Origin of the sequence: Actinomadura roseirufa, assembly GCF_900659635.1 — a bacterium.
Lineage (GTDB): Bacteria > Actinomycetota > Actinomycetes > Streptosporangiales > Streptosporangiaceae > Spirillospora > Spirillospora roseirufa.
Genome location: NZ_CAACVB010000232.1, coordinates 1 through 12,115 on the forward strand (window position 1 = coordinate 1; position 12,115 = coordinate 12,115).

The 12,115-nt window shown below is 74.2% G+C and carries 11 protein-coding genes; 7 read left to right on the top strand and 4 right to left on the bottom strand.

Features of this window, described 5'->3' with window-relative positions:
• A partial coding sequence (locus tag E1291_RS32650) for an MFS transporter (RefSeq protein WP_131741930.1) occupies positions 1–534 on the bottom strand: 534 nt, incomplete at its 3' end.
• 357 nt (positions 535–891) lie between these two features.
• Positions 892–1,479 (bottom strand): NUDIX hydrolase, encoded by a 588-nt coding sequence (locus tag E1291_RS32655; RefSeq protein WP_131741931.1) that lies wholly within the window; start codon positions 1,477–1,479, stop codon positions 892–894.
• Positions 1,480–1,623: 144 nt separating this feature from the next.
• On the opposite strand from E1291_RS32655, the gene E1291_RS32660 reads away from it, so the two are divergent.
• The 3 genes from E1291_RS32660 to lon all read left to right on the top strand — a co-directional run bounded on the left by E1291_RS32660 (position 1,624) and on the right by lon (position 5,883).
• Positions 1,624–2,313, top strand: a complete 690-nt coding sequence (locus E1291_RS32660) for a HEAT repeat domain-containing protein (protein WP_242614522.1) — start codon at positions 1,624–1,626, stop codon at positions 2,311–2,313.
• 6 nt (positions 2,314–2,319) lie between these two features.
• Complete coding sequence (locus E1291_RS32665) at positions 2,320–3,324, top strand: MerR family transcriptional regulator (RefSeq protein ID WP_131741932.1); 1,005 nt, start codon at positions 2,320–2,322, stop codon at positions 3,322–3,324.
• 162 nt (positions 3,325–3,486) lie between these two features.
• Positions 3,487–5,883 (top strand): endopeptidase La, encoded by a 2,397-nt coding sequence (gene lon / locus E1291_RS32670; RefSeq protein ID WP_131741933.1) that lies wholly within the window; start codon positions 3,487–3,489, stop codon positions 5,881–5,883.
• Positions 5,884–5,955: 72 nt separating this feature from the next.
• Here the strand turns inward: lon and E1291_RS32675 are convergent, their stop codons facing one another.
• Positions 5,956–6,753: an SAM-dependent methyltransferase gene (locus E1291_RS32675; protein WP_131741934.1), complete on the bottom strand. Its 798-nt coding sequence runs from the start codon at positions 6,751–6,753 to the stop codon at positions 5,956–5,958.
• 254 nt (positions 6,754–7,007) lie between these two features.
• On the opposite strand from E1291_RS32675, the gene E1291_RS32680 reads away from it, so the two are divergent.
• Positions 7,008–7,493 (top strand): VanZ family protein, encoded by a 486-nt coding sequence (locus tag E1291_RS32680; RefSeq protein WP_131741935.1) that lies wholly within the window; start codon positions 7,008–7,010, stop codon positions 7,491–7,493.
• Positions 7,494–7,539: 46 nt separating this feature from the next.
• On the opposite strand, the gene E1291_RS32685 is transcribed toward E1291_RS32680, so the two are convergent.
• Entirely contained in the window at positions 7,540–9,060 is a 1,521-nt protein-coding gene (locus tag E1291_RS32685; RefSeq protein WP_131741936.1) for a nitroreductase family deazaflavin-dependent oxidoreductase, read from the bottom strand.
• Positions 9,061–9,824: 764 nt separating this feature from the next.
• Here E1291_RS32685 and E1291_RS32690 point away from each other — a divergent pair.
• The 3 genes from E1291_RS32690 (at position 9,825) to E1291_RS32700 (ending at position 12,036) form a co-directional block, all read left to right on the top strand.
• Entirely contained in the window at positions 9,825–10,031 is a 207-nt protein-coding gene (locus E1291_RS32690) for a hypothetical protein (RefSeq protein WP_131741937.1), read from the top strand.
• A 59-nt stretch (positions 10,032–10,090) separates the two neighbouring features.
• Entirely contained in the window at positions 10,091–10,879 is a 789-nt protein-coding gene (locus E1291_RS32695; RefSeq protein ID WP_242614523.1) for a sugar phosphate isomerase/epimerase family protein, read from the top strand.
• A 158-nt stretch (positions 10,880–11,037) separates the two neighbouring features.
• Entirely contained in the window at positions 11,038–12,036 is a 999-nt protein-coding gene (locus tag E1291_RS32700; RefSeq protein WP_131741939.1) for a substrate-binding domain-containing protein, read from the top strand.
• Positions 12,037–12,115 lie beyond the last annotated feature (79 nt).

Consider the following 12,115-nt stretch of genomic DNA (forward strand, 5'->3'; position numbering starts at 1 on the left):
CAGGGCGCGGCCGAGGACGGCCGCGAGGAGCAGCACGGCCGCAGCCGCGACCACGTACGGGGCCCGCCAGCCGAGCCGCTCGCCGGCGAACCCGCCGAACGTCCGCGCGAGCAGGATGCCGCCGATCGAACCGCTCAGCAGCGTGCCCATCACCGCCCCGCGCCGCTCGGGCGGCACGATCCCGGCGGCCATCGGCACGATGACCTGCGCGGCGACCGTCGTCACGCCGACGAGGGCGCTCGCCGCGACGAGCGCGGGCAGCGCGGGCGCGGCGGCCGCGGCCAGGAGCCCGAGCCCTGTGAGGGAGAGCAGGACGACCAGCAGCGGCCGGTGCGGGAACCGGTCCCCGAGCGGGACGAGCAGGAAGTTGCCCGCCGCGTATCCGGACTGCGCGGCGGTCACCACCAGCGCGGCGGACGCGGGCGACGCGTCCAGCCCGGTCGCGACGAGCGGCGCGAGGGCCTGCGGGAAGTAGAGGTTGCCCACGGCGACGCCGCAGGTCAGGGACAGCAGCAGGATCAGGCGGCGGCTCATCGGCGGCCCGCCTTGATCATGGGACGGAAGGAGGGGGAAGCGGATGGGGACAGCGGCTCGGAGGAGACGCACGGCGACACGGATGCTCCAGGAGACTCGCGCGCCGGGAGGGCGCGCGGAACGGGCGCAGGAGGTCACCTGCGCCGGGGCCGCCTCGGATCGTGGAGCGTGCGCCGCCGCGCGGGCGGGCGAGGCCGGTCAGGCCGCCGCGCGCTCCGTCGCCGAGGCGCCGGTAAGGGTCTCGCGGAGCACGGTGTTCACCGGGCCTCCCAGGGGTCAGAGCATCGACGGCGACCGTCGCACGCGGCCGGTCCCGCGTGCAACCCGTTTTCCTGGTCGGCCCACGCCCGGCCGAGGTCAGCTCAGGTGACGCTCGATGAGGGCGCGCACCGGTACCGTCAGCGGACGGCCGAGGGCCTCGGCCGGGTCGAGCCACACCGGCCGTCGTCCCTCCTCCAGCACCTCGACGGTCGTGCCCGCCGGGACGTCGGCCACGAACGAGTGCCAGCGGTGCGCGTCCGACCCGCGCCAGCAGGAGTCGCCCACCACGTCGTCGACGCTGAGCGGGACGACGTCGTCCAAGGAGACTTCCAGCCCGACTTCCTCACGCAGTTCCCTACGTGCTGCGTGGCGCGGATCCTCACCCGTGTCGACGTGCCCGGCGGGGACGGTCCATTGCAAGGGGAAGAAGACGCGTTCGAAGAAGAGGAACAGACCGTCCGCCCGGCGGACGAACGTTCCGGCGGACTCGTGCCAGTACTCACCGGACCCGTCGACCCACCAGTTCACCGCGGGATCGAAGACCAGGACCCTGTCGTGGGTTCGGCCACAGGTCCCGCACAGGAAGTCCGCCGCGCCGTGCTCCGGCGTGACGTCTTCGGCTCGGCACCCCCAGCAGTACTGGTGCCTTTTGCCGTCGGAGGGAAGCTCGACATCTACCTTCACGTTCTCAACCTACGGCCGGGCAGGGTGAGCCGCCGCGAGGTAGGGGCCCTCACGCCTCCGCCTCCGCCGGAGCCGCGGTCAGTATGCTGATCTTGTGCTCGGGAGCGGTTCGCTTGACCTTGACACGGTGACAAGGTTTTCACTGTGGCCGAGGAGGTGGTCCCGATGACCATGCCGGACGAGGACGCGAACGCGACGCGAGCCCTCCGGGCGCTGGAGCACGGCGGCGAGTCGGTGCGGATGCGGGCGGCGATGGCGGTCGGAACGACCCCGGACCCGAGGTTCGTCAGAACGCTGGTCGAGCGGTGCGCGATCGAGCCCGAGTTCTTCGTGCGCGAGATGCTCACGTGGGCGCTCACCCGCCACGAGCCGTCGCTGACCGTCCCCCTGCTCATCGACGAGCTCCGCTCGGAGCGCGCGCAGGCGCGCGGCCAGGCGCTGCACACGCTGTCCAAGATCGGGGATCCGCGGGCGTGGCCGGCGATCACGCGGGAGCTGATGGCCGACGCCGACGACGAGGTGGCGCGGAGCGCGTGGCGCGCGGCGGTCGCCCTGGTGCCCGAGGGCGAGGAGGGCGAGCTGGCCGGGGTGCTGGCGACCCAGCTCGGCCGCGGCGGGCGCGACACGCGACTGAGCCTGAGCCGGGCGCTGATCGCCCTCGGCAAGCCGATGACGCCGGTCCTGCGCGCCGCGATGACGGCCGCCGACCCGCGCGTGCGTCAGCACGCGATCGCGACGGACCGGCTGCGGCGCGACCCGGACGCCGGATTCGAGTTCGCGATCGAGGAGGCGAAGCGCCTCGTCGCCCTCGGCGCGGACGGGCAGGAGGGGTGACGGACGGTGCTGATCGGTGATGTGGCGCGGCGGTCCGGGGTCAGCGCGCGCATGCTCCGGCACTACGAGTCGCTGGGCCTGGTGCGGCCGACGGGCCGCACCGGGGCCGGCTACCGCGAGTACTCCGGCGAGGACATCCGGCGGATCTTCCACATCGAGAGCCTGCGCTCACTGGGGCTGTCGCTGCGCGAGGCCGGGAGCGCGCTGGACGATCCCGGCTTCCGGCCCGCGGAGCTCATCGACGACCTGATCCACCGGACGCGAGAGCGCATCGCGGCCGAGACGGAGCTGCTCGGGCGGCTCCGCCGGATCGATGCCGCGGAACCCGAGCACTGGGAGGACGTCCTCCAGGTCGTCGCGCTCCTCCAGGCACTGGGGTCGGAGAGCGCCGGGAGGCGCCAGCGCGCGGCACTGTCCTCGTCGGAGGAGGCGCCGGTGCCGGTGGAGGCCCTGGTCGAGGCGGTGCTGAGCGAGGCGGACCCGAACGTCGCCGGGGCCCTTCGATGGGCCCTGGCGCGCTCGGGCGACGCCGGCGCGGCGGGCCTGGGGGAGGGCCTCGGCGCGCCGGCCGCCGAGGTGCGCAAACGCGCCGTCCAGTCCATCGCCGAGATCCCGGGCGATGCGGCGACCGCGCTGCTGCGCGACGCGCTCGCGAACTCCGATGTCGTGGTCCGCCGGTACGCGGCCCTGGCACTCGGCGCGCGCGGGGAGGCCGACGCGGTGCCGACGCTCGTCGACATGATCGTGGAGGGGACGAAGGACGCCGACGCCGCCGACGCGCTCGGCGCGCTGGCGGGTGATCCGGTGCTGGCGGACCGGATCGCCGCCGGGCTCGTCGACCTCCTCGCCCGCGGCGCCGTCGAGGCGTCCGCGCGCCGGCGGCTGACCGAGGTGTTCGCGGACATTCCGGGGATCACCTCGTCCCGCGCCCTCGCGGACCTGTCCCGGGACGAGGACCGCGCCGTCGCGCTGACCGCGACGTACATTCTCGGGCTGCGCGACGCGCGCTAGGGGCCCTCCCTCCTCGTTCCGGGGTGATCGCTCAGAGCGAACGTTGATGAGGAAACAAAAAGCTGCTCCGTTTTCTTGAGTGTGTATGACTCAACTTGATGTTGGGTTCCCGGGGAGCCCGGGACGGCCTGCGGGTCGTGGACGGACGGACTTGGAGTGAGCATGAGCGAGACCCTGACGCTGCCGGTGCTGCCCCTGGACGACGGGGCCGTCCTGCCGGGCATGGTGGTGCCCCTCGACCTGTCCGGGAGCGGCGAGGTGCGCGCGGCCATCGAGGCGGCCCGCGCGGTGGCCCAGTCCAAGGGGCCGGGGATCCGGTCCTCGGCCAAGCCGCGGGTGCTGCTGGTGCCCCGGCTGAACGGGCAGTACGCCGGCGTGGGGACGCTCGGCGTGGTCGAGCAGGAGGGCCGGCTGCCGGGCGGGGAGCCCGGCGCGGTCGTGCGCGGCGTCTCGCGGGTGCGGATCGGGACCGGGACGACCGGGCCCGGCGCGGCGCTGTGGGTCGAGGGCACCGAGATCGAGACGCCGCCGCCGTCCGGGCGCGCCCAGGAACTGGCCAAGGAGTACAAGAGCCTGGTCAGCGCGATCCTGCAGAAGCGCGGCGCCTGGCAGGTCGTGGACGTCGTGCAGCAGATCGACGATCCGTCCACCCTGGCCGACAACGCCGGGTACGCGCCGTACCTGTCGGACGAGCAGAAGATCGAGGTGCTGGAGACGCCCGACGTGGTCGAGCGGCTCACACTGGTGATCGGGTGGGCGCGCGACCACCTCGCCGAGCTGGACGTGGCGGAGACCATCCGCAAGGACGTCCAGGAGGGCATGGAGAAGACGCAGCGCGAGTTCCTGCTGCGCCAGCAGCAGGAGGCCATCCGCAAGGAGCTGGCGGAGCTGAACGGCGACCCCGCCGACGAGGAGGACGACTACCGGGCCCGGATCGAGGCGGCGGATCTGCCCGAGAAGGTCCGCGAGGCGGCGCTGAAGGAGGTCGACAAGCTGGAGCGGTCGTCGGACGCCTCGCCGGAGGGCGGCTGGATCCGCACCTGGCTGGACACCGTCCTCGACATCCCCTGGAACGAGCGGACGGAGGACTCCTACGACATCGCGGGCGCCCGCGCCGTGCTGGACGCCGACCACGCCGGGCTGGACGACGTCAAGGAGCGCATCATCGAGTACCTGGCCGTGCGCAAGCGCCGCGCGGACCGGGGCCTCGGCGTCGTCGGCGGGCGGCGCAGCGGCGCGGTGCTCGCGCTGACCGGCCCTCCCGGCGTCGGCAAGACCTCGCTGGGCGAGTCCGTCGCCCGGGCCATGGGACGCGAGTTCGTCCGGGTCGCCCTCGGCGGCGTCCGCGACGAGGCGGAGATCCGCGGTCACCGGCGCACCTACGTCGGGGCGCTGCCCGGCCGGATCGTCCGCGCGATCCGCGAGGCGGGCTCGATGAACCCGGTCGTGCTGCTCGACGAGGTGGACAAGGTCGGCGCGGACTACCGGGGCGACCCGACCGCGGCGCTGCTGGAGGTCCTGGACCCCGAGCAGAACCACACGTTCCGCGACCACTACCTGGAGGTCGAGCTCGACCTGAGCGACGTGCTGTTCCTCGCCACGGCGAACGTGGTCGAGGCGATCCCCGGGCCGCTGCTCGACCGGATGGAGCTGGTCCAGCTGGACGGCTACACCGAGGACGAGAAGGTCACCATCGCCCGCGACCACCTGCTGCCGCGCCAGCTGGAGAAGGCGGGGCTGCGGGCGTCCGAGGCCCGGTTCGGCGACGACGCGCTGCGGCTGCTCGCGGCCGAGTACACGCGGGAGGCGGGCGTCCGGTCCCTGGACCGGTCGATCGCGCGGGTGCTGCGCAAGGTCGCCGCGAACGTGGCGCTGGAGAAGGCGGAACTGCCGGTGTCGATCGGCGCGGCCGACCTCAAGGACTACCTGGGGCGGCCCAGGTTCACCCCGGAGGTCGAGCTGAGCCGGTCGGAGCGGCGCACGGGCGTGCCGGGCGTCGCGACCGGCCTGGCGGTCACCGGCGCGGGCGGGGACGTGCTGTACATCGAGGCGTCCCTCGCCGACAAGGAGACCGGCGACACCGGCGTCACGCTGACCGGCCAGCTCGGCGACGTGATGAAGGAGTCGGCCCGGATCGCGCTCAGCTACCTGCGCTCGCGCGGCGCCGAGCTGGAGCTGCCGGTCGGCGACCTGAAGGACCGCGGCGTGCACGTCCACGTGCCCGCCGGCGCGATCCCCAAGGACGGTCCGAGCGCGGGCATCACGATGACCACGGCGCTGGCGTCGCTGCTGTCGGGGCGGCCGGTCCGCTCGGACGTGGCGATGACCGGCGAGGTCTCGCTGACCGGGCGGGTGCTGCCGATCGGGGGGCTGAAGCAGAAGCTGCTGGCCGCCTCGCGCCTCGGCATCACCACCGCGATCGTCCCCAAGCGCAACGAGCCGGACCTGGAGGACGTGCCGGCCGAGGTGCTGGAGAACCTCACGGTCTTCGCCGTCAGCGACGTCCGCGAGGTGCTGGAGCTGGCCCTGGAGCCGGCGACCACGGCCGTCGCGGCCTGAGCGGGGACGGTGCCCGCGCCGGGATCACCGGCGCGGGCACCGCGCGTCCGCGCCCGCCGCGGCGCCCCGCCGTCACCGCCCGCGGACGCCGGCGACCCCGGCCCACTGGGGCACCTCCCGGTCGTCCCCGTCCGGGTCGCCGCGCCAGCGGGACGTGCTGACCAGCCCGGGGTCGACCAGGTCCATGCCGTCGAAGAAGGCGGAGACCTGCGCGCGGGTCCGGGTGCACAGCGGGGTGCCGTCGGCGTCGTTGAAGGACCTGATGCCGTCGGCGACGGACCGGCCGTGGAAGTCGGCGGTGGCGTGGACCAGCGCCATGTGGCTGCCGGGCGCCAGCGCCCCGGCCAGCTCCGCCACGACCGCGGCCGCCTCCGCGTCGTCGACCAGGTGGTGGACGACCGCGACCAGCATGAGCGCGACGGGCCGGCCGAAGTCGAGCGTGCGGGCGGCGCGGCCGAGGACGTCGCCGGGGTCCCGCAGGTCGGCGTCGAGGTAGTCGCAGGCCCCGGTGGGGGTCGAGGTGAGCAGGGCGCGGGCGTGCGACAGGACGAGCGGGTCGTTGTCGACGTAGACGATCCGCGCGGCGGGGTCGAGGCGCTGGGCGATCTCGTGGGTGTTCTCTATCGTCGGCAGGCCGGTGCCGATGTCGAGGAACTGGTCGACGCCCTTCTCGACGAGGTAGGTCACCGCACGGCCCAGGAACCTCCGCGACTCGAGCGCCACCCGCCCCATCGCGGGGAAGTGCGCCATGACGGCGTGGGCCGCCTCGCGGTCGACGGCGTAGTTGTCCTTGCCGCCCAGGTAGTAGTTCCAGACGCGGGCGGAGCTGGGCCGGTCGTCGCCCACGTCGTCGCCTAAGGCATCGTTCATCTTGGGAGCGTCCTTCCGACAAGGGGAGCGCACTCGCCGTGACAGGTGAGAGTCAGGCAAGTGAAGCACCGTTCGCGGGCGGGCGCAGCCCTCTCGCGCCGTCCGGGTCCGGGCGGCGGGCGCCGGTCGCCGTCACCAGGCCGTCCGCGGGGGATCCGGGATTCGGTCGGATCAAAGTCGGAGATAGGGATCCGAAAAAATCGGCATTCGTACGTTGTGCGCATACTTTGTGATGGTGCGGGGACCAGCGCCCCATGCTGGTGGAGATGTGGCAGCCGGCGGCGTCCGGCACTAGGACCCCGTGGTACGTGTTCGTCCTCCGGGTGATCGCCGTCACGATGGCGCTCGCCGTTCTGGGGGTCTTCTGCTATGTGGCCTTCCGGCTCACGCTGACGCCGGTCCGTGACAATGGCCAGGCAGGCGGAAATACCGATCCAGGCCATTCATTGCGCTTTTACATGAACCGTCCCGTCAAGGAGGCGCTGCTCCAGATCGGGGGCAACGTGGCCCTGCTCGCGCCCTTCGGCGTCCTGCTCCCCATCGTGTGGCGCAGCCTCCGCGGCCCCCTGCGCATCGCGCTTCTGACCTGCCTTTTCTCGCTGGCGATCGAGACCGTGCAGGGCGCTTTCGTCCTCGGCCGCGCCTTCGACGTCGATGACGTCATCCTGAACGTCGCGGGAGCCGTGCTGGCCTATTTCCTGCTGGGCCGCCGCCTTTCCAGAACCGTCCGCGGCACCTAGGCCACCGGGCGGCCTCTTATCCGCGAGCGCCGTGAGCGGAACGGCGTCAGCGGGGCGTCAGGCGGAAGACTCGCAAATGGCGGGTCGTGCGTTCGGCGTAACGGTCGTAGACGGGCCAGATCTCCAGGAGGCGCGGCCAGACCTCGGCTCGCTCGTCCCCGGTCAGCAGGCGGGCGGTCACCGGCGTGGTGCCGCCGCGGAAGGCGACCTCGGCGCGCGGGTGCCGCAGGAGGTTGCCCGTCCAGGCGGGATGCCCGTCCCGGCCGAAGTTCGACCCGACGACCAGCCAGCCGCCGTCCCGCTCGGGGAGACAGACGAGGGGCACCCGGCGGGGCGTCCCGCTGACGGCGCCGGTCGTGGTCAGCATGAGGCTCGGGAGAAGCGCCCGGCTGAGCAGGACGCGGCCGCCGGTGACGCGGTGCAGGCCCCGGTCCAGCGGCGGGACGATCTTCGGGCCCACTCTGGCGAACCACGGGGCGGCGGCCATCCGCCGGACGGGCGGGCCCAGCGCGCGCCGGATGAGGTTGGGTCTCGGCCGCCCCTGCGCGAGCACGCCCGCTCGGCGGGGGCTCAGGCGACCGCTCTCCGCCAGCCAGCGCACGGAGTCCGCGACCGTCTCCTCCACCGGCCGGAGAGCGAGGCCCAGCGCGTCCAGTGCGGGGCGGTCGTCGCTCGGCACGAGCGTGACCATGAACTCGGCGGCGTCGCGGGTCAGCGGGTGGCCGATCGGGTGGACGCGCCGGGCCGCGTCCAACGCGGCGCCGAAGCCGACGAGGAGGCCGCCCGGGACGCGGAGGCGGCGGCACGGCACACCGGTGACGCCGTCGCACAGGTCGGCGAGCCGCGGCCAGGTGACGTAGTGGCCGCCGAGGACCCGGCGGTGCGCGCCCGGCCCGTCCTCGACACAGCGGGCGAGGGCCTCGCCCAGATCCCGGACGTCCAGGACGGACACGCCGCCGCCCGGCAGCGGCCACACCGTGCCGAGCGCGGAGGCGAGCCCCCGCATCAGGGTGTCGGGCGTCGGCTGGTGCGGGCCGCACACGCCACCGGGATAGACGATCGTGATCGGTGCGCCGTCCTCTTGCAGGCCGCGCACGTAACGTTCGGCGGCCAGCTTGGAGCGGCCGTAGGCGGCGCGGGGGGACGCCAGGGGCGAGCCCGCCGTGATGACCGGCCCCGACGGAGGGAGGAAAACCGCGATCGTCGACACGTGGACGACCCGCGCCAGGCCCAGCGCGACGGCGCCGCCGACCACGACGCGGGTACCGGCGACGTTCGCCTCCATGTCGGCCTGGGCGAGGCCGGCGGCGCGCCGGGTCACGCCGATCGCCGCGGCGGCGTGGAGGGCGGCGTCGCAGCCGCCGAGCGCCGCGCCGACGACGGCGGCGTCCAGCATGTCGCCGGGCACCAGCTCCACGTCCCCGGCGGAGACCCCGAGCGCCCGCAGGACGCGGGTCGCCTTCACCGGATCGCGGACCAGCGCGCGCGGGCGGTGCCCCGCGTCGAGAAGGGCCCGGACGGCGTGGGAGCCGACGAACCCGGACGCGCCGGTGACGAAGACCCGCATCGCACCATCAATCCTCGGCCGGCCCCGGCCGGCCCCCGGTCGTTCCGGGGCGCCCCGCGCGCCCGTACCGATGCCAGCGTAGTCCGCTGTTTCGGGCCCCTCCTTTATCCCCGATGGGTCCGACCGGCCGATTGACGATCATGGAACGCTCCAGCACACTCGGGGATCACCTGGCCGCCGACCGGGAGGGACGCATGGCGATCGGACTGGCCGGCGCCGGTGCGGCTCGGGCGGGCGGGCCGTCCGGGGCCGTGGCGGGCGCGCCGTCCGGTGATTCGGATGGCCCGGGGTGCGGGCCGGTTCCGGACAGTGGTCCCTGCCTCGATCGTGTTGACGGGGACGGGGTGGACGTGCAGACCCCGGGCCTGCTGTCCGATATGGCGCCGGTCGTGCCCGTTGTGGCGACCTCGGACGCGCGAGCGGTGCCGATCGAGTGGGCCTCGGTGGCGGGGATAGTCTCGTTCGGCGAGAGGTCCTGGGCCGTGGCCCTAAATGGAGCGATCCATATCGCGGCCGCGGTGGGCCCGCCGCGCGTGCCGCTCCGGCTCGGTCTCCAGCGGTGTCCGGGCTCGCGGCGCGGGGCCGCCCTGGAGGCGCCGGCTTCTGCCCGGCTTCGGTGGCTGCACAACGTTCGGTGGTGTAGCTTCGACCCCGCCTCGCCTCCCGCCGCTTACGTCCCCTCTTCAGGAGGGTTGTTCCAAGACTGCCTGATCCATGATCTGGACCCGGTCCGGATCGTGACGGGCCGGGAGGTGGTAGGTGTGATGGCGACCAGTGCGGACCGGGGCGACGGCTTCGCGGGCGGGCATCGCGACGCCGGTTCGGGGCCGGCGTCGCCCGTCCTGAACGACGGGCCGCCGGCCGCTCTGTACAACCGCACGGAGTACGGGGCGAGGCCGGGGCGGTTCGGTCCCGGCGGCGCGGGGCCGCGGCGGGGACGCCGCGCCGGCGCGGGGGAGGGACGGCGATGAGGATCGCGGGCGCGCCGATCGCGTGGGGTGTGTGCGAAGTACCCGGATGGGGCCACCAGATGGCGCCCGGACGCGTTCTCGAGGAGATGCGCGGGCTCGGGATCACGGCGACCGAGCAGGGCCCCGACGGCTTCCTCCCGCGCGGCCGGGCCGAGCGGGAGGCGCTGCTGGCGTCGTACGGGCTCGGGTCCGCCGGGGCGTTCGCCCGGGTCGTCCTGCACGACCCGGCGCGCGACCCGCTGCCGGAGGTCGAGCGGGCCCTGGACGCGATCGACGGCGTTCTCATGCTCGTCGCGCTGCCCGGTCCGGACGGGCACGGGCTGCGTCCCGGGCTGGACACCCGGGAGTGGACGACGCTGCTGGCCAACCTCGACGCGATCACCCGGCGGGCCGCCGACCGCGGCCGGGTCGTGACCCTGCACCCGCAGGTCGGGACGGTCGTGGAGCGGTGCGCGGACGTGGAGCGGGTGCTGGGCGGGTGCAGCGTCCCGCTGTGCCTGGACACCGGGCATCTGCTGGTGGGCGGAACCGAGCCGCTCTGGCTGGTGCGGTTCGCGGCGGCGCGCATCGGGCACGTCCATCTCAAGGACGTGGACATGGCGCTCGCCGGACGCGTGCTCGCGGGAGAGTTCACCTACGCGGGCGCGGTGAAGGAGGGCCTGTTCCGTCCGTTAGGGGAAGGGGATGTCGACATCGCCGGAATCATTCGGACCCTGAGCACCGCCGGTTACCAGGGCTGGTACGTCCTGGAGCAGGACGCCATCCTGGAGGCAGAGCCCGCGCCCGGCGAGGGGCCGCGCGAGAACGTCCGCCGCAGCCTCGACTACCTCACGGGGGCCGCGCGATGAGCGGACGGCCGCGAGGACTGCCGCCCTCGGGGGCGGCCCGCGACGGCGTGTTCGCCTCACCCGTGGCGCGGTGGCGACCCGTCGCCGCTTCCGCCCGCCTCCTCTGCTGACCCGTCACTCACGGGGGTAACTCACGGGGGAGGAACGGAGAGCGTCCGATGACAGGTGCGTCCGCGCGCGGGACGATCACGAGCGCGGTGGCGCTGACGGCCGCGGGGCTGCTCGCCCTCGGCGCGTGCAGCGGTTCGGGCGGGAAGAAGGCCGAGGAGCGCGCGAGCCGGGCGGCGGGCGCCGGGCCCAGGCTGAAGGTCGCGATGGTCACCCACTCGGGACCCGGCGACACGTTCTGGGACATCGTCCAGAAAGGTGCTCGGGCCGCCGCCGCCAAGGACAACATCGAGTTCCTCTACTCGGCCGACCCGGACGGCGGCAGGCAGGCGCAGCTCGTGCGGGCGGCGGTCGACAAGCGGGTGGACGGCATCATCGTCACGCTCGCCAAGCCGGACGCCATGAAGGACGCCCTCGCCCGCGCGGCCGCCGCGCGGATCCCGGTGGTGTCGATCAACTCGGGCGCGGCGGAGTCGGCGCGGCTCGGCGCGGTCGCGCACTTCGGCCAGGACGAGCGGATCGCGGGCGAGGCCGCCGGGCGGGAGCTGGCGAGGATCGGCGCGAAGAGGGCGCTGTGCGTCGTCCACGAGCAGGGCAACGTGGGCCTGGAGGACCGCTGCGCCGGCGCGCGGCGGACCTTCGGCCCCGGCATGGAGAACCTGTTCGTGCAGGGCACGGACATGCCGCAGGTGAAGTCGTCCCTCACGGCCAAGCTCCAGGCCGACCGGCGGATCGACGGCGTCCTCACGCTCGGCGCCCCGTTCGCCGCGACCGCCGTGGACGCGGCGAAGGGGGCCGGCGGCGCCGTCAAGGTCGGCACGTTCGACCTGAACCGGGACCTGATCTCCTCGCTCCGGTCGGGCGCCGTCCGGTTCGCCGTCGACCAGCAGCCCTATCTGCAGGGATACGAGGCAGTGGACGGGGTGTGGCTGCTGAAGAGCAACGGCGACGTGCTCGGCGGAGGGCGTCCCGTGCTGACCGGCCCCGCGATCGTGACCGGGGACGGCGCCGCCGCCCTGGAGCCGTTCGCCGCGCGGGGGACACGGTGACCCGGGCCGTGGGCGAGCCGCCCGCGGAACGGCCGGCGGAGCCGCCCGCGGCCGGGACGGGCGAGCGGGCGGCGGGGCC

Coding starts and splice junctions, on each gene's coding strand:
- lon (WP_131741933.1), top strand. CDS start 3,487: ATGAGCGAGACCCTGACGCTGCCGGTGCTGCCCCTGGACGACGGGGCC.
- E1291_RS32675 (WP_131741934.1), bottom strand. CDS start 6,753: ATGAACGATGCCTTAGGCGACGACGTGGGCGACGACCGGCCCAGCTCC.
- E1291_RS32680 (WP_131741935.1), top strand. CDS start 7,008: ATGCTGGTGGAGATGTGGCAGCCGGCGGCGTCCGGCACTAGGACCCCG.
- E1291_RS32685 (WP_131741936.1), bottom strand. CDS start 9,060: ATGCGGGTCTTCGTCACCGGCGCGTCCGGGTTCGTCGGCTCCCACGCC.
- E1291_RS32690 (WP_131741937.1), top strand. CDS start 9,825: ATGGCGACCAGTGCGGACCGGGGCGACGGCTTCGCGGGCGGGCATCGC.
- E1291_RS32695 (WP_242614523.1), top strand. CDS start 10,091: ATGGCGCCCGGACGCGTTCTCGAGGAGATGCGCGGGCTCGGGATCACG.
- E1291_RS32700 (WP_131741939.1), top strand. CDS start 11,038: ATGACAGGTGCGTCCGCGCGCGGGACGATCACGAGCGCGGTGGCGCTG.